Here is a 22,689-nt window from a genome sequence, read left to right as displayed (position 1 = left end):
GCACCGCACAATCCGAGCGCAGGTCGAACACACCCTGGCCAGGATGAAGAACTGGAAGATCCTGCGCGATTACCGCCGCGCCGCCCGCACATTGATCGATGCCGCTTCCGGCATCGCCAACCTGCACAACATCGCCCTGACCTGGTGACAACCAACCCGCCTACGGGCAACGCCTCGACCCAGTTACGAGACAGCCCTTAGATCCCTCGTCCCCGCCCAAGAGCGCCGACGGGCGACCAGCTCGCGAGGAATGAGGATGAGAGTCTCCCGCTTGCGAGCTGCGTTCGCCGCAAGCCCACCGGGCGGCGACCGTACGACGGCATTGCGATCGGGCGCAGGCAAGTACAGTCACCCGGGCAGCGGTAAGCCAGCGAGAGGGCGATGACATGGCTGACCCGTCCATCCGGTTGAGGCCGGTAGTCGAGAATGATCTGGCGATGTTTCGGCGATTCGCGATTGAGCCGGGCTTGATCGGTCTGGACTGGGCGGGCTTCCGCGACGCCCAGGCGCCTGCACGGCGCTTCGCAATTGACGGCTACCTCGGTCCAGATGACGGCCGGCTCATGGTCGAAGTCGAACAAGAGCGCGTCGCAGCCGGCTTTGTGAGCTGGCACGCCGGCTCGTACGGCGCCACGGCGAAACACTGGGAAGTCGGGATCGCGTTGCTGCCGGAGTGGCGTGGGCGGGGTATCGGTTGGCGCGCGCAAGCCATGCTGTGCGATTACCTTTTTACGCACACACCGGTCCAACGAATCCAGGCCGGCACCCATCCGGAGAATGTCGCTGAGCAGAAGTCGTTGGAGAAGGCGGGGTTCCAGTTAGAGGGCGTGGTACGAGCGTGCGAGTTCCGGGCCGGTCAGTGGCGTGATGGGTATCTCTACAGCCGCCTGCGTGACGACCCGTCGCCGTTGTGACGTCCTACTCAACCCTCGACTGCTTACCAAAGTAGTCGGCGGCATAGGGCCTTCTACCCGACCGACCGCCCCCGGCGACCGCACTCTCATCGGCACGAGCGGTCGGCTGACTTGTCGGTCTCGCAGGTGCGGCCCCTGACGCCCGCTCGGCGGCATGTGCGGATGTCCCGCATTCGGGTCAGCGCCCTCGTCTGTCACCATGGGCTCGTGGACGAGCAGATCACGTCGATCCTTCGCACCAACAATGCTGAAGCTGCCGTGGCCTGGTATGCGCGGCTGGGCTGGCTCATCCCAAAGGCGGTCGGTGCGCCGCTGATCAAGTGGCTCGCCCACCGCGCCCGCACAGCGAACGTGACCGTCCCTACCGTTGTCGGCGACGAGGTTGCGCCGTGAACGCCGGCGCGATCAGACTTCGCCGCGGACAGCACCGGCAAGGAGCGGACGTGCTAGTCGCGAGCCACGCCGCCTACCCGGCATTCCGCCACGTCTTCCCTGACCCTCGGCGCCGCTTGCAGGCACTGCGTCCGTTCTTCGAAGCCGCCGTGCGCGACGCGATCCCGTTCGGCTCCGTGTACGCCAGTACCGATGCCGACGCAACGGCCGCCGTCGCGGTTTGGCTGCCTCCGGGCGCGTTCCCCTGGACCGGCACCCGGCAGGCGCGGGCCGTGCCCGCACTCATCCAGACCATGATCGCCGCGCCCCGATCCTTCCCCGCCTTCATGCGTCTTGGATCCAACGCCGCACGCGCACACCCCACCGAGCCGCACTGGTACCTCGTCGTGCTCGGAGTACGTCCGAGTCACCAGGGCCACGGCCACGGATCCCGGCTCGTCGCCGCGGGACTTCGGCATGCCGACCGCGCCGGCACCGCCTGCTACCTGGAGACCTCCGACCCGGACAACGTGGCGTTCTATCAACGGTTCGGCTTCACCGTCGTCGACGACGCGTTGCCCCTCGTGCCCGGCGGCCCGACCCACATCGCGATGCGCCGCCCACCGGTCAGGTAGCGACCGCCGATTTCAGATTCCGAGCCCGCAGTCAAGCGAGCTCCTGGCCCGCCTGACCGGTCCCACTTGACGCTCTGATCGAACGTCCCCAATTCGGCAGGACAGCGCCTCGGTGTGAGCCGGCGACAGCAGGGCATCATTACGGACGGCGGCGGATGGCCGCCTGCCCGGCGCTCGCCGGCCGGCACGGAGTACGTTGCGTGACCATGTGGAACGCTTTGTAACCCGTTGGTGGCGGCGTAGCCCAGCACTATGGACGACCATTCGGGACGACCCAGCCGATGAGGGCGGGGCAGTTCACTGTTTGATCGCTCTGCGTCCTGTGAGTTTGATCAACGACAGCGTGTGCGCGACGAGAGTGATGGGGACGCCGAAAGCTGGGATAAGGCTCATAGGCAGTGTGGCCATGATGCCGGTGTTGACGTCACCATGCAGGACGCCGACCGGGTTGTCCGAGTAAAGGACACCGAGCGTGACGGCGGCGATGAGGTCGGCGATTCCCAGTGCCGTCCAGGCGATGAAAAGACGGTTGGAGCGATGGATCACGAACAACGCCACGAACGGCGCGGTCAGCCCGATAGCCACATCGCCGAGACCGGCGGGCATGGCGAAGCCGTCCGGCAGGGCGTCGACGGCGGCGAGCGCCAGAAACGCTAGCCCCGCGACTCGCCAGGTTTGCAGGAGGGTGAGGAACCGCAGATCGAGGCTTCTGGCCCAGGCGCGGAATCGCGACGAGCCGAGAGCGAGTATGAGTACCGCTAACGGCGCAGCGCCGGCGGCAAGTGCGAGCGCCACGGGGGGCGCGCCCTGTGGCGTACGGAAGGCGCCGAGGGCGCTTGCGGCGAGTGCGGCACCGAACCATCCGATGGCGATGGCCGCAGCCGGGGTCAGCGAGCGGGGGGATTGGGTGAGCGGTGGCACGGTCTTTGATCCTCCCGTTACTTGTGTTTTGCAAGTGACCTTAGGAGGGTAACTTGTACGATGCAAGTGACGAGGAGGTGCGAATGTCATCGGCCCGGAATCCGGCCCCGCGCTCGGACTGCGCCATTGCCGGCACGCTCGATCTTCTCGGCGACAGATGGTCGTTGCTCATCGTGCGCGACCTGCTGTTCCGCGGCGAACTGCGATTTGCGGACCTAGCGACCTCAGCCGAGGGCGTACCGACGAACACGCTCGCAGACCGGCTGCGTCGGCTGGAGGAGAGCGGCATCCTCGCTCGCCGTCCTTACAGCGAGCGACCGCGGCGATATCAGTACCGGCTGACTGAACGTGGCCGGGACCTCGCTCCGGTCCTCGACGCCATCGCCACCTGGGGAGTCACCCACCTGCCCGGTACGCGACGGCTGGGTAGCCCCTGACGGCGCCGCAAGAAATGCCGTAGGTGCTCAACCCTTCCGGTGTACACCGTCGACGTGCGACCGCTCCAACACTCCCACAACCAACGCGCTCACATCGGCCAGATCCGCACCGTGAGCCCCGAGCGGTCACGTAGACCTCCGTAGCGCGGTCGACGCCGTGTTTGCAGGGCTGCGCCGACATCCGATGTAGGCCCCCGAGGACACCCGCTATCGCGAGGAAAAGGGGCTCGAAGGGCTGCGACGTCGCGATTGCACGCTCTGTGCATCGCGCACACGTCCAGGAACGGCCGCACGCTCGGAGCTTCGTCCATACCAGTGCTCCTCAGCGTGCTTCCGTCCGGCGTGGTTGCTGTCGACAGCCACCCGCCTCGCTGGTTCGCCGCGCCTGGACCTGGTCCTCGTCGACTCGCCCGGAGCACGCCCGGCAGCGTCGGGCTCAACTGCAACTCCGCTCAGCGCCCATGGTGCCCATACGCCACATCCCGCCGCATGTTCGTTGTCGGATGACAGCCCTGCCAGAATTTGGAGATGATCCCGCGAGGGCTGGTCTGTGATCTGCCGGTCTTGATCTTGTCGGGGGCATCGTTCACATACGAGGCCGGTACCTTCTACGTCGATCTTCGTTTTCGGCCCTGCCCGGGGACTCACCACGAGATGAGCTTGTGCTTCTCGGGCTCCTGGTTCGACGCGGTAGACGAGCCCGATCTGCCGTCTGAGGAGCGCCGATACCGAGCGTGGTACGGGGCGACTGTGGGCAGTACCGGCAACTGGGTCGATGGCGGCGGTGTGGCCTTCTGTGGGATGTCTCGTGGGGTGCTCTACCTTGAGTGGCTGCCAACCGCGGCGGCGGAGCTGGGCCTACCGCAATTCACCGTGATCGAGCTACACGTCGACAACAACACGGTCGAGGAACTTCGTACCGCGTTGAGGTCGCTGTTCGACTGGAACATGCCGGACGGGCCTCGGCTGGAACTCGCACGACCGACGGGGCCAGCCGTCGAGCAGCTTGAGTTGTGGCTTCCCTAGCGTTCGCCCACACCCCGCCCTCTTCGAGGAGACGCCGTGCGGGTGCCCTACGTCAAGCAAGCCCTGACAGCTCGTGCGGGTTGGCGGGCGCCCGTTCCGCTCACCGGCAGCGCTGGCAAGCCCCTGAGCTCACCAGGGACGTCCGGGCCGCGCTCGCTGAACCTGCCGTTCAATCTCCCTCATAACCTCGGCGATTTTTCTTCAACTCCCTTTCAGGGTCCGCGTGCCAGCGGTCGTGCAGCCTCCTGTCACCCATGGCCGCACCGCATTTCTGGCAGATCGGGTACTCGATCTCATCTCCTCCGGCTTACACGTCCCGAAGGCTCGGGTAGAACTCCTGCGACTGGTGGCCGACGCGACGGTCTCGCCACGTCACGACAACCCAACGCGGCCTGGCCGAACCAACCCACAGCCCGGCTCCGCTGCGCTACGCCGGGCGCTGCCGCCTGCCCACTCGCTCACCGATTTTCGAGTCTGGAAGGACGAAGACCACCGCCAGAAAGCACCCGGTGGCCCAGGTCAAGGCAGGAGACTTGTGACCGCTTGTGCCCCCGGTGACCGTCTGGGGTACCGGCTACTGGCACGTGGGTGGCGCGGCGAGCGTGTCGGTCAGCTTTCAAAGATCCGGCGATGCCCTTCTCGGCTAATCACCTTGAGCGTGGCAGACGGCGCGGCGGGGGACGGCCAGATCTGCAGCAGGTACTCGTCAACAACCTCGTAATAATCCCAACTGCTATCTCGAGCCTCGTCCATCCCCCGGCAGTGGTAGCGCATCCGGTACGAGCCGGAACCGGCCGGAAGTCGCGGCAGCGCGTGGGACTTTTCTCCGGCCCATTGAAAGAGCTTCAATTCGGCCCTGGACGTCTCGAACGGCACCTCTACCACGTCTTCAAACCCGTCAAGGTCAGCCCCTGGATCGTCATCGTTGACCCTGACCGCGTACCCAACGGTGCCGGTATGGCGGCCCGTGACGAGGAAAACTTCGCCTGGAGAGGTGGCGATGAGGCCGGTCGGGCGCCTGCCGAAGAAGACGTTAGCCCAATCGGTCCGGCCATAAGATTTATCGTCGGCGATCTCAAGGAAGCCGTAGTGCACTCCGATATGCGCTCGAAACTCCGCCACGCCGCGACAATAATGCACCCTGCGCCGCGATGGCTCCCCCACGTGACGCCGGTTTGGTTCGTCTACGCCGATGGCATCTGGTGGATCGGATGCGACGGTCGCAGCGCCAAGGCCCGGAACGTGACGGCCGACGCTCGGGTGTCCCTAGCCTTGGAAGATGCGGGCGCTCCCGTCGTAGCAGAGGGCGCCGCCCATGTTCACCGCGACTTCCCAACCGAGGTCGTCGAGGCGTTCGTAAGCAAATATGGAGGGTGGGACGTCAGGCAGCGGGTCATGAAGGAGGGTGACCGGGTATTGCTGGAGATTCCTGTCCGACGGTGGTTGCTCGCGGGCACGGCTCAGTGATCCGTGACAGCCGCCGAGACGCTCGCGTGCCCGCCTTTCGGTTTGTGAGTGCGCCGCCACGGTTGCTCAGATGTCACAGCCTGTAGCTGGGTTGGCCGAGCGGGTGCGCAGCATCATCCTGTGTCATCCCGTGCTGTTTCGTCGCGCCGACCATGGCCGCCATGCGTGCCCCGGCGATCGTTGTCGCCCGGGGAGGAGGTTCTCGCTGCCGTCTCGCTGCCTACGCGCGCCAACGCCGCATTGGCCGTGCGGCTCATGGATGGTCGCACCACGGCGGGTGAAGCCACCGCCGGCATCATGATCACGGTGCCTGCGATGTAGGGCCGGTGAGGCAGCGGGCCGATCCACTACCTTGGTGGGCGGGTTTGCTGGGCGTCGATGGTCATACGGTGCGGCGCTCGGAGCAGAGGTCGGCCGCAGGTTGTCAACCGTGGCGCGCTGGTCAGGGGACGGGCCGTCGTTGGCCTCACGCCCGAGACGCTCCGCCCGACAGGGCCCGCAGTTGTGCGCCGGTGATCCGCGGTGCTGGGGACATTGCCGAGCCCGGACGTCGGCTGGTGAGGCGATGCGGCGTCGTGGGCGCGCGCGTGTTTGGTTCTGGATGGTTAAGGACGGTTCGTCGGACGTGTGCGTCCGGTCGTTCGGACGTGTACGTCCGGCCGTCTGGACGTGTGTGTCCGGCCTGTGGATAACCGGGGGGACGTGGACGTCCTCCCGGTTATCCACAGGGTTGTGGACGTCGGTGGGGCGGCCGGGTTGCGGTTCGGCGTCCGGGTCGAGGCTTGCTGGCAGCGGGCGGCGGCGGTGCGTCGCGAGGTCCCAGACGACGGGCCGGCGGTCCGCGGGCAGGAATGCCGTGTGGCGCTGGTTGCCGCGGCGGATGAGGTCGAGGCGTTCCAGTTCGTCGAGGTCGCGGCGTACGGATCGCACGGTCTTGCGGGCGTAGTGGGCGAGGCGTTCCTGGGAGGGGAACGCGGCGCGCCCGGCGGCGTCGGCGTGGTTGGCCAGACCGATGAGGACGGCGAGGCACTGTGGTGGGACGTCGGGGGCATGACTGAGCGCCCAGGAGACAGCTTCAATGCTCATGGCGGGGCGGAATCTCCGATGCTTGTCGGTGGTTCACAGGGCGGAGCCCGCAACCCGGAGCGTGCGTACGGCTCACGGGCGGCGGTCGCAGGTGCGCCATAGCGGGCCGAGCAGCAGTTCCCCTGCTCGCCCCTGCGGCGGCCTGGCGGCCGCGCTTGGTGGCGGCGTTGAGGCATCGACAGGCCCTACAGACGGGTAAGCGGAAACCCTGCGCCGTGTGGCGGGTTCGGCGACGGGCCGGTGTACCGCCGGACGTCACCGCGTGTGCTGACCAGGCCGTCAGGCGGCACTCGGTGTGGGCAGTAGCCGGTGTGGGGGTGCCAGCGGTCGTGCGGGCCGGAACCAGTCGGCGTACCGCGCGGCAGCGGCCGGGGTAGCGACTTGCGCCCGACCTCGTGCGAATGGTCGGGGACGGGTCGCCGCCTGGTAGGCGCGGTGGGCGTCGCGTGCCGGCGAGCACGGGTACGGCTGGCCGGCGCAGCGCAGGTTGGCGCAGCGGCCGGGATGGTGGGCGTGGGGGAGGTGAGCGGAAGCGACATCGGTGGCGAGCAGCCACAGCAGCACGTCGGTGACGGTGGGGGGTACGGGGCGGCGGTGCGGCTGGTTCATCGGTTATCCCTTCGCGGGCGGTGTCGGCTTGGGTGGCTGCCACCCCGGCCAGCGCTGTGGGGATGTGCGCTGTCGGGTACGCCGGGGTGGCGGCCGCACGAGTGACGCTCGACTTTGCGCCTAGATCAAGTCGCCGACCGGCTTCTGGGATCACCAGCCACAGGCGGCCGGGGCGGGTGTCCTCCGCGCCGACCGGTCACGCGGGTCTGGCCGGAGCTGCGGGCGCCGGATCGGTAAGGAGGCAGCCGTCGGCCGGCTGTCTGGACGGCCGTCGCCGGCCCGTTGCCAGGGCGGGCGGCTGGCGTCGCCATGGCGATGCGGACGCCAATGCGAGGGACGCCGGCTGTGCTCGTCACTGGTCGAGGCCTGGGTATTCGGCTGCGGTGACGTCGAGCTCTCCGGGGTCGGCGTTGTCGCGTTCACGGCCGTCCCACTTCGAGTTCGGCGCCGGTGAGGGCGGTCTCGACGGCGGCTTCGGCGGTGTCGAACGCGTCCTCACGGCTGGTGGCCGTCACCTCGGTGACCACGGTCAAGATGAGGCGGACCTGCCAGCGGCGCGGCAGCAGCGGCAGGTCCACGGCGTCCAGGACGTGGTTGGCGGCATCGACGTCGATGTCTTGTGAGATGACCGCGTCGCGTAGCGCGTGCCACACGCAGCTGCGCAGCTGCAGCAGCGATTCCGCGGGCACGGTCGGCGGCTGCGTCTGCGGGTCGGTGTGGTGGTCGTCCAAGTAGGCCTGGATTTGGGTGGTGGTGTGGGTGAGCCATCCCAGTGGGGCGGGCTGGCCGGGATGGAAGGCGTCCCAGGCGTGGCGCAGGACGGATTCGAGTATCGGCGGTGCCTGGCTGGCCGCCGTGGGTTCGGTCATTCCGGTTCCTCCGTGGCGTACTTGGGGGCGCACCCGCCGCCTCTGTCAGACGGCGGGTGCGGTCGTGGTCAGGGCGTCGCCCGGCGCGTCGAGGTGGATGCGCGGGGCAGGCGGTCAGGCAGTGGGCTGTTCGGGGTGGGGCCAGCCGTCGAGCACGGACGGGGGCAACCCGGCACGCAGCGCCCGGTCGATGAGCTGCGCGAGGGTGTAGCCGGGGTGGGCGGCCAGAGCGCGGTCGATGGCGACGCAGGCGAGCGCGCCCTCGCCGCGGCGCCACGCGGCGAAGGCGAGCAGGCTGGCCGGTGGGGCTGCGAGGGGCGGGTGGGCGCGTCGGGTGATGTCGGCCCACATGGCAACCTGCCAGGGTTTGTCGTCGGTGGCCCGCCAGGCGGCGTCGCGGATCGCCGGGACGGGGAGCAGGACGGTGAGCCAGGCCAGTTCGTCGTCGGTGAGGGTGTGCTCGGCGGCGTAGCGGGCGAACGCATCCCGGACGGCGTCGTCGCCGGCGCGGATCAGCCCGTCACGTCCGGCCTGGATGATCAGGGCGCGGCGGCGGGATCTTGCGTGAGCGGTGGCGCGGGTGACGGCGACTCGGGCCGGCCCGGTGGTGGGCGCGACGCTGGCGACGAGCGCGGCCCGGTCGGGCAGGGCGTGGCAGCCGGCGACAATGGCGTGCAGCGTGATGTCGCTGCGGCGCGGGTCGAACGGCACCCCGTCGACGGGGCAGCAGGCGGGGTCCTGGCATGTGTAGGAGAAGTAGCGGCTATCGGTGACTCGCAGGGCGTCGAAGATGTCGATGCCGGCGGCGGTCAGCCGCGGGATGACGGTGTCCATGACCCTGGTGACGGTGGTGGCAGGCCCGTAGCCGACGGCGATGGCGCGGGTGGCCGACACGTTGGCGAGCATGCGGATCTGCGTCGGGGTGTATTCGTCGGCCCAGGCGGCGACGCCGCCGGGGTGGGGGAGGTCGGTGCGGCTGGCTACGACGACGCGGGCGCCGGTGAGGCCGAGGATCACAATGCTATCGATGGGATTGAAGCCGAGCAGGTAGGGCACGGCGGTGAGCAGGTCGCCGGTTGAGGTGATCGGTAGCCGGGGGATGTTCGGGTCGCTCACGATGTCTCCTGTTGTTCCGAGATGAGGGCCCGGGCACGGCTGATCGGCCGTGCCCGGGCTGGAATGCGCGAAGTGGCCGGGCATGCGGCCGATAACGGTGGGGTGGCTTCTCAGCCGGTTGCCGCTCACCGCCGTGCGGGCCAGTCATCTGGTGGACCGCGAGGGGCTCGGCGAGCGCGGAGGCCTGAGCAGTCAGGCGTGCTCGAGGGCGGTGACGGCGGCGTCGGCGATGTGCCCGATCGCCTGCACCGGGTCGGCGACCTCGATGGTGATGGTGTGGGCGAACGTGTGCCCCGGCAGGTCGGCGGGGCGTAGCCACAGCACCGGGCAGCCCGCCTGGTGCAGTGCGGTGATGAGGCGTTGAGCGGGACCGGTGTCGGGCAGGTCGCCGTCGGAGACGACGGCGAGCATCCGCAGCCGGCCGGGCTGACGCAGCTGTAGGAGCTGGTCGGCGAGTTTCACCGCGTCGGTGAAGGCCCTGCTGCCACCGGCGGCAGCGAGTTCCAGCACCTGGCTGGGCCGACGCCGGGGCGGCACGAGCAGGGTCGCTCTGCTGCCGAAGGCGATGGTGGCGGTGACCGCCTGGTTGCTGCCGGCGGCGTGGGCGAGGATCCACCCGGCCGACGACATCGGCGCCGCGTAGGGGTGCATCGAGTAGGAGGCGTCGACGATGACGCCCAGGTGCAGGGTTGGTTTCGGTGGCGGCAGCTGCGTGCGTCGCGCCCACGGTGTGGCGGTGGGCAGGGTGCCGGCGGCGATCTGCGCGTGGGCGGTGATGGCGTGGCGGGTGCGCAGTCGTCCCGGCGGAACCTGGCTGGGTCGGGTGTCGGGTTCGGGCTGGTGGGTGCGGGCGCGGCGCAGCTGGGCGGCGAGGTGACGTGCGGCAGCGTGTTCGGCGTCGGTGGGGTCGCGGCGGGTCCACCTGGCCGGTGCGGAGAACCGGCCGGTGAGCTGCTGGTCGCGGTATTGCGCGGGCGTGAGCCCGGCAGTGTGGGCGAGGTAGTCGGTGAGCGCTTGGGCGAGCAGGCCGGCGAACACGCCCGCGTCCGGGACGGGTGTGTGGGGTTGGCGGTGCGGGTTGATGTCGAGGATCCGGCACCACCGCCACGCCAGGTCGATCATGGTGTCGGCGTCGCTGTCGTCGGCGTTGTGGGCCTGCCGCCACAGGTCACGCAGCTGCAGCAGCCGCTTGCGCCCAAGGACGGTGGTGATGGCGGCCCGGATTCCTTTGGTGTCTTTGGCGGTGAGGATGCGGGCGTCGACCCGCGCCAGCAGAAGACCGGCAAGGTGTGCGGCGTGCCACGGGTCATCAACAGCCCCGTCGTCGGGGCTGATCAGGGTGGTGACGGTGTGCCGCAGCCACCTGCGGTCACCGCGCCGGCGGCTGCGCTGCCGGTACTCGATGCGGGACTCCTCCAGCAGCTCCGTGACGGCGGCGACAACAGCCGGGGTGCCGGGCGGGGTGCGCCACAGGCTGTGGGCGGCGTGAGCGGCTTCGTGCACCAGCAGCCCGTACGCGGTCGGGACGAGGCGTTTGTGGCCTGCGCGGCGGGGGTTGGCGACGTCGGGGGCGCCGATGTAGGTGGCGTCGACCTCGATGCGGCCGGCGTCCGGGTAGCAGCAGGCAGGGGCGCCGCCACCGGCGCCGGGAGCGACGGTGACGGTCAGGTCGGTGCGGCCGGTCAGGGTCGGGATGTGCCGGGTCCAGGCGTCGCTCCACACCTGCCAGTCCGGGTCACCCGCCGTGGTCGCGGCCGGGCCGGTCTGCAGGTGGCTGTGAGGGTGAGGCATCAGGGTCTCCTTGTCAGCGCTGTTTGCCGAGGGTCAGCGCGGTGATGTCGGTGCCGAACTGCTGCCGCAGCGCGGAGAGGACCTGCTCGCGGTCGTCGGTGGGGGCGCGGCCGGCGAGGTTCGCCACGGCTGCGGCGAGGCCGAGGGTTTTGCGGACGCGGGCGAAGCCGAGCAGCTCCCGCAGTTGCGGCGCCCAGCCGATGCGTCCGGCGGCGAGGTCGGTGTTGAGGGCGATGGCGGCTTGGACGGCGGGGTTGGGGACGCCGAGGTGGCGGGCGAGGTCCCAGTCGGTGGTGACCTCGACGTGCACGTCGAACCGGGAGGCGAGGGCCTCGGTGAGGATCGCGCCGTGTACGCCGGGGTTGTGGCCGGCGATGACGTAGAACCCGTCGACGGCTTCGACGCGTTCGTTGCGGTAGCCGGGGATGGTGATGACCCGCCGGCCGTCCATGGCCGGGTAGAGCACGGCGAGGACTTTCGGTGGGATGAGGGTGGCGTCGTCGACCAGCAGCGCCCGCCCTTCGCGCATGGCGGTGACGAGGGGGCCGTAGACGAACTCGAACCCGCCGTCGGGGAGGGGGATGAAGTTGCCGAGGAAGTCCTCTACGACCGTGTCCCCGGTCCCGGCGACGGTGAGCAGGTCGGGGAAGGCGGCTTCGACGAGGGCGGTCTTGCCGGTGCCGGGCGGCCCGTACAGCAGCACGGGGATGCGCTTCTCCCGCAGCCTGCGCAGCACGTCCACGTCGGTGGCGCCCGCGAGCTTGCGGGGGAAGTACAGGTCACCGTTGGGGCGAGCGACGGGTTGCCGCCGACCTGCCCCTCGGCCGCTGCGGGGTGTGCGCGGGGCGGGCGGTGGCATCGCCCCGGCCGCGTCGATCCCGGCTTGGGTGATCTGAAACCGGTGCGGGCCCGTCTGGTGCGCGGCGTACCCGGCGGCGGCCATTTTCTTCAGGGCTTCGAACACCGCTCCGGTGGAGCGGGCGGCGATCGCCGTGGTCAGCTCCCCGACCTTGAACACCTGATCGGGATGGGCGGCCAAGTGAGCGGCCACTTGGCGGTAGAGGTAGCCGGGCCGGCGGCCGTCACCCGGGTCTGGCGGGGGAGAGGCGTCGCCGGCGATCGGGGTTGGGCTTGGGGTTGCAGGGTCCATGCAGGCCTCCTGTGATCTGGGATTGGGCCCGCGCACCCCCGTCTCCGGGTGCGCGGGCAAGCTGGTGCGGTGTCCGCGCAGTGGAGACGGGGCGGTTGACGGGCCGGGCCCCGTTGGCAGGACGACCGGCAAGCTCCGTGAGGCGCTCAACAGGCAGCCCGAGAGGGCTACGGCTCGGTGATGCCGCCGCCACCGGGTGGTGGGCGACGACAAGGAACGCACCCGCACCGGGATTGATCAAGTCGATCCGGCGCGGTGCGTCAGTGCGGTTACCTGCGGCGCAGGGTGACCTCACCGCGGGGGCGGCGAGAAATGCCGATGGTCAGGCCGAAGACGCTGCCGTCGGACAGCTCCAGCCACACCCCGCGGTCCAGAGTCAGGACCCCCGCGTCCCGGTACGTGCGCGCCGACATGATCGTCACCGGCAGCCCGTCGTCGTAGGTGAGCTGCGGCAGGTCGACGTCGTCGCACAGCTCGTCCAGGTCGGCGCTGCTCAGCAGCCTCAGGACAAGGGCTTGCAGGATCTCCTCGTGGGCGTACTCGCCAAACTCGTCAGTCAGGTCGTCAGGCATCAGGTGCCCCCTTGGTCGGCGTAGGTGGAGTGCTGACGGGGGAGGGCGGGGCGGGGATGTCACCTGCGATGCGGTCGCAGTCGTACGGGTGCACCGGCAGCCAGGTCCAGGCCCGGCCCATCACCATGTACTGGCCATCCGAGTCGGGGCTGATCCGTTCGGTCGCGTCCGGGTCGTCGTGCACGCGGGTTTCGTCGGCGACGATGACGTCGCCGTCGAACCACAGCCGCGCCATGGACTCGTCGACCATCCGGTCCTGCCGCTGGCCGCTGATGCCCTCGCCGGCAACGTGGCGGCGGTAGCGGTCGCGGGCGTCGCGCTGGTCGGCGACGATCGCCTCGGCTACCTGCCGGGTACAGGTGAACACCGCCCACCCGTTCCACGTGTCCACCAGGGTGCCGACGAACCCGACCGGGATCCGCATTTCCCCGTCGCCGTCCGGCGCCCACGCCCAGTCCCCGGCGAAGACGCCCGGCCCGCCGAGGCGCACCCGGTCGGGAGTCAGGTGGCTCATGTCCCGGTCGTCGCCGTGCGGGTGCAGCACGATCCGGCACTGCCGGGCCACCTCGGCTTCGGCGGCGTCGTCGAACCCCTCGCACCACGCCCGCCGCGTCTGGTCGCGCTGGCGGGCGGTCAGGTCCTCCCACGCCGGGCCACCCTGCGGGGCGTGCTTGGCATACCGGTCGCGGTCCTCGGCGAGGACGTACCGGTCGGCGGCGGGCAGCCCGTCAATGACGGGCGGGTCCACGTCGTCGATGCCGGCCAGCACCTGCCGCGCGACCTCGCGGACGTCGCCGGTCGCCCTCCCGCCGATGAGGTTCTGCGCGCACAATACGGCTGCGTCCCGGCCAGCCGCCGCGCCAGCGATCCGCAAGCCGTCGAGCACCTGCTCCCAACCTGGGCCGCCGGTCTTGTCGGCGGGGAGCCGCCGGACGCGGTCACCGGCCTCGAGAAGCATCGACAGACGGGAACCGCTGTCCCAGTTCACCTCGAGGACCTGCTGATCCGGGTTGTAGTGGCGCACCGTGCCCTCGTCACCCGGACGCAGAAGAGTGTGCGGGTCGCTGGTGTGCTCAAGCACCACCCGCTCGCCAGACTGGTAAGTCATCGGGTCCCCTCCCGCGCCGTCAGCACGGCGCGGCAGCGGACGGCGACACCGTCGCGGACGGCGTCGGTGAACCCGTCCCGCACCGCGTCGACCACCAGCGCCTGATCGTGGCCGGGCAGCTCCGACCAGCCCGGGGCGCCGGCCGGCGCGTGGGCCTGGTACCGGTCGGCGTCGTAGCCGGCAACGTCGAAGCGGGGCAACGCCGCCAGGACCCCGTCGTCGCTGCTGTCGATGCCGTCCAGAACCGTCCGGGCGGTCTGCGCCTGCTCGGACGCGCCGCGTCCCTCGAGGGCGTGCTGCTGCCACCAGCCCACCGCGAGCCGTCCCTCACGCTCACCCGCGTTCCGCAACGCCAGCAGCACGTCCGAGCCGACCGGCGAAACGGGCGCCAGCTGAGGGCTACGGGAAACGGCGCTGGTCTGGGACCTGGCGTACGGGGATGCGGAGGTGGCCGGGTCGAGCCAGTCGGCGGCGAGCAGCACCCCCTCACGGCGGTAGCGGGCCGGCACGGTCCGCTCATTGGCGACCCGGCGCAGCCACCCGGCCAGCTCAGCGCGGATCTTGCGGGAGGCGGTGGCGTAGCGGGCGCGCGCCTCACGGGCCCGCCGGTTCGCCTCCTGCACGTTGCGCCGGTCCACGTGGGTGTGCAGGTCGAGCAGCCACTGGTGCTCCGCGGTGCTGATCCAGCCGGAGCGGGAGTCGCTCAGCAGCCGGCGCAGCGCCTCGGCGTAGTAGTCGTCGCCGTAGCGCGGGGTCTCGTCGTGGTGGACCAGGGTGTTCTGGATGTTCTGCAGCCGGCGGCCCAGGGCGACCCAGTCCGTGTGGTCCTCGGGCCGAGTCCCCGGTTGCTTCCTGCTGCTGGTGTGGTCCGTGTCGGTCACGGTGATGTCCTCTCTGAAGGATGGGGATCCGCAGCGGTCGGCGCCCAGAGGGCCGCCCTGGCCGACGGGATCCGCGGTTTGTGGATGCGGTTGCAGGTCCTCGTTGATCTTGGCGGCTCGTTGTCGGCTCACCTCGCTCGTCGGCTTGCCGTCTCATCGGTTTGTCGGCGTGGTCTTCTCACCTGTCTGGCGGTTTCTTCGATCGGCCTTTTGGTGAGCCTGGGCGGCGGGGTGTTGACGGTGCCGCTGCCGTAGCGCTGTCATGGCGTTGCCGCTGCCGTTTGGGGCAGGGTGAGCTATTGGCCGCCGACGGGCGCCGAGAAAGAAGTGTGGGTAGACATTCTGGTGCCGCCTGCTGGCCAGAAGGCGCGGTCGCATGGGCTGCGCCGGTGTTCTGGACCCTGGCTCAGTTGCCGTTGCGGCGAGAGCTCAAGCCCGGATTGGCGCAATACCTTGGATTAGCTCAGCAAGTTGGTCGGCATGATCACCGGGCGGGGCACGTGCAGCAGGCTGAGCTGGACCAGCAGCAGGAACACGGCGCCGGACACGCCGACGGGCGAGGTGATACCGGAGATGATCAGCCCGGCGAGGAAAAAGCCGATAAGCCCGGTCTGCCAGCTGGTCATGACGGACAAGGCTGGCCCCTCTCGGACGGGCCGGTTATAGCTGGCCCCAGCATGATCGAGTAGGTCGCCCGCCCCGCCTACTGTTTGTAGTCGGCGCAGTGGTGCAACCGGTGCGCACTCATGCCGATGAGCGGATGTTCGCGGCCGAGATAGCAGCGATGGCGTTGAAGCTCATCGAGGCCGCCCAGGACCGCGAAAAACGATAACGGGAGCCCGGCCCCCGTGACGCGGGGGAATTCGGCACGGGGGGCGGGCCGTTCAGGGGTGCCGGGCCGGTCGGCCCGGCACCTCACTCGGCGGAGGCCGCCGCGGTGCGGCGGGCTCCGCCCACCACGACCAGCGTCAGGACGGCGAGCACTGCGCCGATCCACAGCACGCTCGTGGTGGCGATGCCGTCGACGGCGAAGCCGCCGAAGAGGGCGCCGAGCGCGATGGACAGGTTGAACGTGGAGACGTACAGCGAGGAGGCGGCCTCGGTGGCGTCCGGCGCGGCGTCCAGGATCCAGGTCTGGAAGGTGACCGGTACCGCCCCGTAACCCAGGCCCCACAAGAGCATGATGGCGCCCGCGGTGACGGTGTCGGTGTCGACCAGCGCGAGAAGCAGCATGGCCACGGCGAGGACCACGGAGATGCCTACTACGATCTGCCGCAGCCTGTTGGCCACGAGCGCCCCCGCGATGAAGTTGCCGCAGATCCCGGCGATGCCGAAAGTGAGGAGCAAGGCGCCGATCAGGCGGTCGCCGATGCCGTCGTTGAGGAGGACCGGCCGGACGAACGTGTAGGCCAGGAAGTGACCGGTGATCACCAGGAAGGTGATCACGATCCCGGCCCGCACGCCCGCGTTGCCCTTGAATACCTTCGGCAGGTCGGAGAAAGTGATGGTCTGTTCGGCCGGCACCTTCGGCATCAGGAAGAGGATGCAGGCCAGGGAGACCAGTCCGAGGATGCCCACGACGGCGAACGCGGTACGCCAGCTGCTGAGATCACCGATGATCGTCCCGGTGGGCACTCCCAGGACGGACGCGGTCTCCACGCCACCGAAGATCACGGCGGTGGCCCGCGGAACGTGCTTCTCCGGGACCAGCCGCAGTGCTATGCCGCCGGCGAGGGACCAGAAACCGCCAACGCTGATACCGATCAGGAAACGTGCGACCAGGACGATCGCGAAGCTGTCCGCGAAGGCGGAGGCCAGGTTGGCCAGGCCCACCAGACCGATCAGGACTGCCAGCACGACGCGGCGGTCGACACGGCCGGTGGCCACGGTGACCAGGGGCGCCGAGATGGCGGCGACCACACCGGGAACGGTCACCATCAGTCCCGCGGTGCCCTCGGAGACCTCCAGCGCGGAACCGATCGGCGTCAGCAGGCCCACGGGCAGCAGCTCGGAGGTCATCAGGGAGAAGATGCCCAGCGTCACGGCGAGGACGGCGAGCCAACCCTTGACGGGCGAACGGCCGGTGGCTGGCACCGGTATGTCGACGGCGGTCACGGCTACATCAGCCCTTCGTCAGGATTGGGGTCATGAGAGGCCGCGGGTGGTGGCCACGGCAGGAGGGCCACCACCCGCAGGAGAGCGGTCGGTCACTGTGTGCCGGGCGTCTTGCGCGTGGTGACGTTCATGCGGTTCCACGCGTTGACGGTGAAGATGAGCGCGATGAGCTGGGCGAGCTCCGACTCGCCGAAGTGCTTCGCGGCCTCCCCGTAGACCTCGTCCGACACGCCCTCCCGGAGCAGGGTGACGGCCTCGGTCAGGGCCAGCGCGGCCCGCTCCTTCTCGGTGAACAGGCTGGACTCCTCCCAGGCGGAGAGCTGGTAGATCCGCTCCTCGCTCTCCCCCGCCTTACGGGCGTCGGAGGTGTGGTAGTCGATGCAGTACGCACAGCGGTTGACCTGCGAGGCGCGGATCTGCACCAGCTCGAGTAGTACGGGGTCGAGTCCGTCGCGGGCGGCGGAGTCGAGGGCGAGGACCGCCTTGAAGACCTTGGGGGCGACGGTGGAGAAGTTCATGCGCTGAGGTACCTGGAACGTTGTCATGCTTCGACCCTAGGAGCGGAAATGGCCTGGGGTATGGTTCATTTTCATGCCAGAAACATGGGTCAATGCTCCTGCGCCCGGAGCCTCCGAGGACGCATCGGAGCGAGCCGCCGGAACCGACCTCCACCTCGAACTCTCCGGCGAGGGCAGCCTGCGTGGCAGGCTCATGAACGCCCTGCGGGAAGCCATCCGCTGCGGCCGGCTGACCCCCGGTACCCGGCTTCCGCCGTACCGCACGCTCGCCCAGGACCTGGGCATCGCCCGCAACACCGTCGCCGACGCCTACGCCGAACTCGTCGAGGAGGGCTGGCTCTCCGCCCGCCCGGGCTCCGGGACCCGGGTCGCCCGACGTGCCGAACCCCTGCCGACGGAACGGGCGCCCCGCCCACAGCGCCCTGCTCACCGCCGCGTCCTGCACGACCTGATGCCGAGCTCGCCGGACGCGGCGGCCTTCCCCCGTGCCGCGTGGCTCAGCTCCGCTCGCCGGGCCCTGGCCGCGGCCCCCAACGACGCCTTCGGCGTGGGCGATCCACGCGGGAGGCCGGAGCTGCGCGAGACGCTCGCGGAGTATCTGGCCCGCGCCAGGGGTGTACGCACCGAGCCCGACCGGATCGTGATCTGCTCAGGCTTCGCCCACGCGCTCAAGCTACTGGGCCGCGTACTAGAAGGCCCGGTCGCGGTGGAGTCCTACGGGCTCGGCTTCCACCGGGAACTGCTGGAGGACGCGGGCCTGGCCACCGTCCCGCTCACGGTCGACGCGCACGGAGCGCTCGTGGACGAGTTGCCGGAAACGGGTATCAGGGCCACCATGCTCACGCCGGCCCACCAGTTCCCCACCGGCGGCCCGCTCCATCCGGAACGCCGGACGGCAGTCATCGACTGGGCCCGCTCCTGCGGCGGACTGCTCGTGGAAGACGACTACGACGGCGAGTTCCGCTACGACCGGCAACCGGTCGGCGCCGTGCAAGGGCTCGATCCGGACCGGGTCGTCTACATCGGCTCGGTCAGCAAGAGCCTGTCACCGGCGCTCCGGCTCGGCTGGATGGTGACGCCGGGCTGGCTGGTCGACGACGTCCTGGCCGCGAAAGGGCCGCGGGAGCTGTGGTCGAGCGTCACCGACCAGCTCACCCTGGCCGACTTCATCGCCTGCGGTACCTACGACCGGCACCTGCGGCACATGCGGCAAAAGTACCGGCGCCGCCGCGATCTGCTGGTAGGCACGATCGCCGAGCGGGCTCCGCACGTGAAGGTCCGCGGCATAGCGGCAGGACTGCATGCCGTCCTCGACCTGCCCGACGACAGCGAGGAGGCGGCCCTGCGCGCGGCCCGTATGCAGGGGCTGACCGTCGAGGGGCTGGGCCTCTACCGTCACCCCGACAGCACGATGCCACGGCGCGACGGCCTGGTCATCGGGTACGGAACACCGCCAGACCACGCCTTCACGGCGGCTCTGGACGCCTTGTGCCTGGCCCTGCCCGATCTGCCGGACGACGACGGGTGACACAAGCGCCGCCGGCTGCTCGGGAATGGACGCCTCTGGTGCTCCGGCATCGAAGCGCTGACCGGCCACGGACACCCTGGACGCGTCCCGCTACGCCGCCGGCCGTGACGACCTTCAGTGCCACGCCCATCGATTTCTCGCGATCATGGCGGATCCGCCAGTCTGTCTGTCCGCCAAGACCATGATAAACCGTCATCGGCGGTGAGAACCTACAGCGGTGGTTCAGCCGATGACGCGGCGCGCGGCGGCGAGGTGCGCGGCCCACGCGGACAGGCGGCTGATCTTGACGACGTCGCCGCTGTGCGGCGCCTGCACGATCAGCCCCTGCCCGAGGTAGAGGCCCACGTGCCCGGGCTTGGCGGTGGTGCCGCGGCTGCCGGGAATGAACAGCAGGTCCCCCGGCCGCAGGTCCCGGTAGTCGGTGACCGGCCGGCCGGCATGGATCTGGTCGCCGGTGGTGCGGGGCAGGCTGATGCCGGCGGCCCGGTAGGCCTGTTGCATCAGCGATGAGCAGTCGCATTGGCGGGCGGGTATGCCGGAGTGCGGTGCCGTGCAGTCCCCGCCGAAGGTGTACGGGCTGCCGAGCTGCGCCAGGGCCCAGCCGATCGCCGTCACGACCGGCCCCGGCGTGCCCGCCGGCAGGGTGAACCCCGCCGGCAGCGGCACCTGCTCACCGCCGGGCTGGCCGTCACCTGCGTCGAACAGGCACAGCGGGTTGCTCATCGCCTGCTCCAGACCCCCTGCGACAGGCCCGGCGGGGGTGCCGCCGGCAAGGACGCGGACCAGAGCGATCGCATCGTCCTCCCACTTCGCGTAGGCGCCGGGGTAGGCGGAGCGCTGCACCGCTTGGGCAGCGTCGGTCAACGGCATGGCCTGCCAACCGTCGACGGCCAGCAACGCCCGGTAGAACCTGCCGGCTGTGTAACGCGGGTCCTGTAGTTGAGCGGGTGTGCCCCAGCCTTGGGACGGGCGCTGCTGGAACAGCCCCACCGAGTCGCGGTCCCCGCCGGGGAGGTTGCGCAGGGTGGACTCCTGCATGGCGGTGGCCAGGGCGATGACCCAGCCTCGGGGCGGGACCTTGAGCTCGACGCCGACGGACACGATCACCGCGGCGTTGGTGACCTGCTCGCCGGTCCAGCCCCCGACGTCGGCGGCGGGCGGGGACATGGTGACGGTGGGCAGCAACGGCTGCCGGCCCGGGCCGATGATGCCGCTGCACGCGGCCGTGGCGGTGCCACCGCCGGTGAACAGCATTCCGACCCCGCCCGCGCACAGCATCAGCACAGCGAGCACTCCGGCGACGATGGCGGCGAGACCACGCCCGCTCACCGCAGGGCTCCAGGCGAAGGCTGCGGGGCGTAGCGGGCTGCGGGGGAGCGGCTCGCGGGGGTGCAGGTGGCATCCGGTGACGGGGGCAGGCAGCCGGCGAGCCGGTAGCGGGCCAGATGCTGCCCGTCGTCGGTGTGCACGGCGACCGTGGCGGTGAGCGGGTCGATCAGGTAGATCCATTCCGCGTCGAGGTGCCGGGCGTGGGACAGGGGGAACACGGTGACCGGTTCCGGCGTCTCGATGGCACCGTCGGTGGTGCTGGCGAGGGTCATGCCGACGCCGGGTACCGGGCGCTGCCCGCCGAACCCCGGTTCGGTGGCGGCGGTGATAGCCGGGTCGAGGTACTCCCAGTCGGAGGCGAGGATCGCGGAGTTCAGCGCTGGGGCGTCGCGGCGGGCGTGGCCGACCCAGATCGCGGCGAGGGCCGGCACGACGACGCCTGGGTGGCCGCCGAAGCGCACGAACCGGGCGTGCACAAGGTGAGGGTTCGCGGAATCGGTGGTGCCGACGAAGCAGTGGGTGCTCACGGGACAGGTCTCCTTCGCAGCAGATGCGGGAATGGGAGGGCACGAGGTGCGCGGACCGGTGGCCGAGACGCTCGACGGGACGGTCACGGCTCGTCCTGTCGCTGCGGTGCCGGCCAAGGCGCGGGCTTGGCACGCCAGCCGAAGATCGGGTCGCTGGTCTCGACCGATCCGCAGCGGCTGCAGCGGATGTAGGTGTCTTCGCCAAAGCCAGCCATGGACGGCATCTCGTCCTGGACGAACTCGTCGACGGCCCCGCACACCCGGCAGCGCAGTGACATCCCGTCAGGCCCCCACGTGATGAAGATCGGCTCCTCGTCGGTGGCGTCAGGTCGCCGTCGCAGGCCGGTCATGCCACGCCCCCCGCGGCCGCTGCTGCTGCTCGGCTGGGCGGTGGCGGTGAGCAGAGCGGTCAGTCCCGGGTAGGTGGCGGGAACGTCGCCCGGGTCGGGGGTGTCGTCGATGAGCAGCAGCGGGTGGTCATCGCCGCGCGGATGGGTGAGCTGGTAGAGGCGGCCGTCGGTGTCGACGGCGTCGATGCGGCGGGCCTGCCGTGGCGCGCCGTCGATCGTGCGGATGTCGTCGTAGCAGGCGGCCCACGCCAGCAGCCGCGCATCGGGTTCGGTCGCCCGGATCAGGCGGACGATCGTGTCGAGGGTGGCCTGGTAGGGCGTTGACGCGTGGGGCTGGCGCAAGCCCGCGGCGAGGCGGTGCAGCAGGGCAGGCAGGCCAGCGGGATCAGCGAGCAGGTCGCCGCGGCGCAGCGGGAATTCCACGCTGCGCAAAGCGTGCGCGGGCGAGGCCGTGTGCAGGGGCCGGGTGTGGATGAGCAGCAGCGTCGGGGGCTGGCCCCAGCCGAGGGTGTCGGCGTCGACGTCGGTCGCCAGGAGGCAACCGGCCAGGGCGTGGACAGCGGTGAAGGACAGCACAGGGGTCTCCCTTGTCAGGGCGGAAAAGGGGGGAGGGCCCCGCAACCGGGTGGTTGCGGGGCCCTCAAGGCGTCAGATCTGTCAGTGGTGGTGGCGGTCGCGGCTACGCCCCACTGAGGCGGCCAAGGGACGGTGGCCGTACACACCGGTACCGGAACGCTTCGCGTGGTACATCGCCGCGTCCGCCTCGGCGAGCAGCTGACGGGGGTTGGCGGACAGGTAGGCGGGGTTGTGGGTGTAGCCGACGGAGCTGCTGACACTGACCTCGCCGCTGTTGAGCGGGAAGGGGGTGGCGCCGATGGCCTGCCATGCGGCGCGGGCAGCGGCGGCCACGTCCTCGTGGTCGCCGCGCACGAGGAGGGCGAACTCGTCGCCGGACAGCCGCGCGGCCATCTCCACCGGCGCGTCGAGGGCGGCGAGGAGCCGGCCGACGTGGGCGAGCAGCATGTTGCCGGTGTCGTGGCCGAGGGTGTCGTTGACGGTCTTGAACCCGTCGAGGTCGAGCAGCACCACCCCGACCGCCGCCCGGTCGGCGAGGGCGGCGCGCAGTCGGGTGAGGAACAGCCGCCGGTTGGGCAGCCCGGTGATCTCGTCGTGGCTGGCCTGGTAGCGGGCGACTTCGAGGGCTTGCTGTTGACGCCACAGGAGGGCGCTGGCGAGGGCGAGGCCGGCGAGGATCCCGCCGACGGTGGTGACGATTCCTTGCAGGATGGGAGACACTCGGAACGCTCCTTGTATACGAAGGAGCACCGGGGGCGGGCGTGAGTCGCCAAACTTCGACGCCCGCCCTCG

Annotated in this window: 25 protein-coding genes and 1 pseudogene; 8 read left to right on the top strand and 18 right to left on the bottom strand. The window is 70.1% G+C overall.

What is annotated here, in order from left to right; genetic code table 11:
- From ACFYML_RS31535 to ACFYML_RS31520, 4 genes and pseudogenes are all read left to right on the top strand, one after another.
- Window positions 1-148: pseudogene (locus ACFYML_RS31535) on the top strand (IS5/IS1182 family transposase); the annotation flags it as partial.
- Between the two features lie 238 nt (window positions 149-386).
- Window positions 387-914: a GNAT family N-acetyltransferase gene (locus ACFYML_RS31530; RefSeq protein ID WP_387424092.1), complete on the top strand. Its 528-nt coding sequence runs from the start codon at window positions 387-389 to the stop codon at window positions 912-914.
- A 207-nt stretch (window positions 915-1,121) separates the two neighbouring features.
- Window positions 1,122-1,307 (top strand): hypothetical protein, encoded by a 186-nt coding sequence (locus tag ACFYML_RS31525; RefSeq protein WP_387424091.1) that lies wholly within the window; start codon window positions 1,122-1,124, stop codon window positions 1,305-1,307.
- Entirely contained in the window at window positions 1,304-1,921 is a 618-nt protein-coding gene (locus ACFYML_RS31520) for a GNAT family N-acetyltransferase (protein WP_387424090.1), read from the top strand. Before ACFYML_RS31525 ends, ACFYML_RS31520 begins: the two co-directional genes overlap by 4 nt.
- Before the next feature lie 297 nt (window positions 1,922-2,218).
- Here the strand turns inward: ACFYML_RS31520 and ACFYML_RS31515 are convergent, their stop codons facing one another.
- A complete protein-coding gene (locus tag ACFYML_RS31515) occupies window positions 2,219-2,842 on the bottom strand; it encodes a hypothetical protein (protein ID WP_387424089.1) in 624 nt (207 codons plus the stop codon).
- Window positions 2,843-2,925: 83 nt separating this feature from the next.
- Between ACFYML_RS31515 and ACFYML_RS31510 the strand changes: the two genes are divergently transcribed.
- Both ACFYML_RS31510 and ACFYML_RS31505 read left to right on the top strand, forming a co-directional pair.
- Window positions 2,926-3,279, top strand: a complete 354-nt coding sequence (locus tag ACFYML_RS31510) for a winged helix-turn-helix transcriptional regulator (protein WP_387424088.1) — start codon at window positions 2,926-2,928, stop codon at window positions 3,277-3,279.
- A 528-nt stretch (window positions 3,280-3,807) separates the two neighbouring features.
- Window positions 3,808-4,305: a hypothetical protein gene (locus tag ACFYML_RS31505; RefSeq protein WP_387424087.1), complete on the top strand. Its 498-nt coding sequence runs from the start codon at window positions 3,808-3,810 to the stop codon at window positions 4,303-4,305.
- A gap of 609 nt (window positions 4,306-4,914) precedes the next feature.
- Here ACFYML_RS31505 and ACFYML_RS31500 read toward each other — a convergent pair.
- Complete coding sequence (locus tag ACFYML_RS31500; protein ID WP_387424086.1) at window positions 4,915-5,427, bottom strand: hypothetical protein; 513 nt, start codon at window positions 5,425-5,427, stop codon at window positions 4,915-4,917.
- On the opposite strand from ACFYML_RS31500, the gene ACFYML_RS31495 reads away from it, so the two are divergent.
- Window positions 5,407-5,772 carry a pyridoxamine 5'-phosphate oxidase family protein gene (locus tag ACFYML_RS31495; RefSeq protein ID WP_387424098.1) on the top strand — a complete coding sequence of 122 codons (366 nt, stop codon included), beginning with the start codon at window positions 5,407-5,409 and terminating at the stop codon, window positions 5,770-5,772. The two genes, ACFYML_RS31500 and ACFYML_RS31495, sit on opposite strands and share 21 nt — an antisense overlap.
- 123 nt (window positions 5,773-5,895) lie before the next feature.
- Here the strand turns inward: ACFYML_RS31495 and ACFYML_RS31490 are convergent, their stop codons facing one another.
- From ACFYML_RS31490 to ACFYML_RS31435, 12 genes are all read right to left on the bottom strand, one after another.
- The gene (locus ACFYML_RS31490) at window positions 5,896-6,858 is read right to left on the bottom strand and encodes a helix-turn-helix domain-containing protein (RefSeq protein ID WP_387424085.1); all 963 of its coding nucleotides are present in this window, start codon (window positions 6,856-6,858) and stop codon (window positions 5,896-5,898) included.
- 279 nt (window positions 6,859-7,137) lie between these two features.
- Complete coding sequence (locus tag ACFYML_RS31485; protein WP_387424084.1) at window positions 7,138-7,467, bottom strand: hypothetical protein; 330 nt, start codon at window positions 7,465-7,467, stop codon at window positions 7,138-7,140.
- 419 nt (window positions 7,468-7,886) lie between these two features.
- Entirely contained in the window at window positions 7,887-8,336 is a 450-nt protein-coding gene (locus ACFYML_RS31480) for a hypothetical protein (RefSeq protein WP_387424083.1), read from the bottom strand.
- 114 nt (window positions 8,337-8,450) lie between these two features.
- Window positions 8,451-9,452, bottom strand: coding sequence for a DUF4192 domain-containing protein (locus ACFYML_RS31475; protein ID WP_387424082.1), 1,002 nt, complete (start codon window positions 9,450-9,452; stop codon window positions 8,451-8,453).
- Between the two features lie 192 nt (window positions 9,453-9,644).
- Window positions 9,645-11,243 carry a VWA domain-containing protein gene (locus tag ACFYML_RS31470; RefSeq protein WP_387424081.1) on the bottom strand — a complete coding sequence of 533 codons (1,599 nt, stop codon included), beginning with the start codon at window positions 11,241-11,243 and terminating at the stop codon, window positions 9,645-9,647.
- Window positions 11,244-11,256: 13 nt separating this feature from the next.
- Window positions 11,257-12,393 carry an AAA family ATPase gene (locus ACFYML_RS31465; protein WP_387424080.1) on the bottom strand — a complete coding sequence of 379 codons (1,137 nt, stop codon included), beginning with the start codon at window positions 12,391-12,393 and terminating at the stop codon, window positions 11,257-11,259.
- Window positions 12,394-12,662: 269 nt separating this feature from the next.
- A complete protein-coding gene (locus ACFYML_RS31460) occupies window positions 12,663-12,965 on the bottom strand; it encodes a hypothetical protein (RefSeq protein ID WP_387424079.1) in 303 nt (100 codons plus the stop codon).
- Window positions 12,958-14,073 (bottom strand): DUF4314 domain-containing protein, encoded by a 1,116-nt coding sequence (locus ACFYML_RS31455; RefSeq protein ID WP_387424078.1) that lies wholly within the window; start codon window positions 14,071-14,073, stop codon window positions 12,958-12,960. The genes ACFYML_RS31460 and ACFYML_RS31455 overlap by 8 nt, the downstream gene beginning before the upstream one ends.
- The gene (locus ACFYML_RS31450) at window positions 14,070-14,954 is read right to left on the bottom strand and encodes a hypothetical protein (protein ID WP_387424077.1); all 885 of its coding nucleotides are present in this window, start codon (window positions 14,952-14,954) and stop codon (window positions 14,070-14,072) included. Before ACFYML_RS31450 ends, ACFYML_RS31455 begins: the two co-directional genes overlap by 4 nt.
- 458 nt (window positions 14,955-15,412) lie before the next feature.
- Window positions 15,413-15,580, bottom strand: a complete 168-nt coding sequence (locus tag ACFYML_RS31445; protein WP_387424076.1) for a hypothetical protein — start codon at window positions 15,578-15,580, stop codon at window positions 15,413-15,415.
- Window positions 15,581-15,869: 289 nt separating this feature from the next.
- Complete coding sequence (locus ACFYML_RS31440) at window positions 15,870-17,069, bottom strand: MFS transporter (RefSeq protein WP_387424075.1); 1,200 nt, start codon at window positions 17,067-17,069, stop codon at window positions 15,870-15,872.
- 92 nt (window positions 17,070-17,161) lie between these two features.
- Complete coding sequence (locus tag ACFYML_RS31435; protein ID WP_387424074.1) at window positions 17,162-17,614, bottom strand: carboxymuconolactone decarboxylase family protein; 453 nt, start codon at window positions 17,612-17,614, stop codon at window positions 17,162-17,164.
- 166 nt (window positions 17,615-17,780) lie between these two features.
- On the opposite strand from ACFYML_RS31435, the gene ACFYML_RS31430 reads away from it, so the two are divergent.
- Window positions 17,781-19,115 carry a PLP-dependent aminotransferase family protein gene (locus tag ACFYML_RS31430; protein ID WP_387424073.1) on the top strand — a complete coding sequence of 445 codons (1,335 nt, stop codon included), beginning with the start codon at window positions 17,781-17,783 and terminating at the stop codon, window positions 19,113-19,115.
- A 222-nt stretch (window positions 19,116-19,337) separates the two neighbouring features.
- Here ACFYML_RS31430 and ACFYML_RS31425 read toward each other — a convergent pair whose 3' ends face one another.
- The 4 genes from ACFYML_RS31425 to ACFYML_RS31410 form a co-directional block, all read right to left on the bottom strand.
- Window positions 19,338-20,393, bottom strand: a complete 1,056-nt coding sequence (locus tag ACFYML_RS31425) for a C40 family peptidase (protein ID WP_387424097.1) — start codon at window positions 20,391-20,393, stop codon at window positions 19,338-19,340.
- Window positions 20,394-20,440: 47 nt separating this feature from the next.
- On the bottom strand, window positions 20,441-20,971 hold the full coding sequence (locus ACFYML_RS31420) for a hypothetical protein (RefSeq protein ID WP_387424072.1): 531 nt from the start codon (window positions 20,969-20,971) through the stop codon (window positions 20,441-20,443).
- 83 nt (window positions 20,972-21,054) lie between these two features.
- Window positions 21,055-21,897, bottom strand: a complete 843-nt coding sequence (locus tag ACFYML_RS31415; RefSeq protein WP_387424071.1) for a hypothetical protein — start codon at window positions 21,895-21,897, stop codon at window positions 21,055-21,057.
- An 81-nt stretch (window positions 21,898-21,978) separates the two neighbouring features.
- The gene (locus tag ACFYML_RS31410; protein WP_387424070.1) at window positions 21,979-22,617 is read right to left on the bottom strand and encodes a GGDEF domain-containing protein; all 639 of its coding nucleotides are present in this window, start codon (window positions 22,615-22,617) and stop codon (window positions 21,979-21,981) included.
- Window positions 22,618-22,689: the final 72 nt, after the last annotated feature.

This window comes from Micromonospora sp. NPDC007230, assembly GCF_042869115.1.
Taxonomy (GTDB): Bacteria; Actinomycetota; Actinomycetes; order Mycobacteriales; family Micromonosporaceae; genus Micromonospora.
This window is presented reverse-complemented; position numbering and strand designations above follow the sequence as displayed.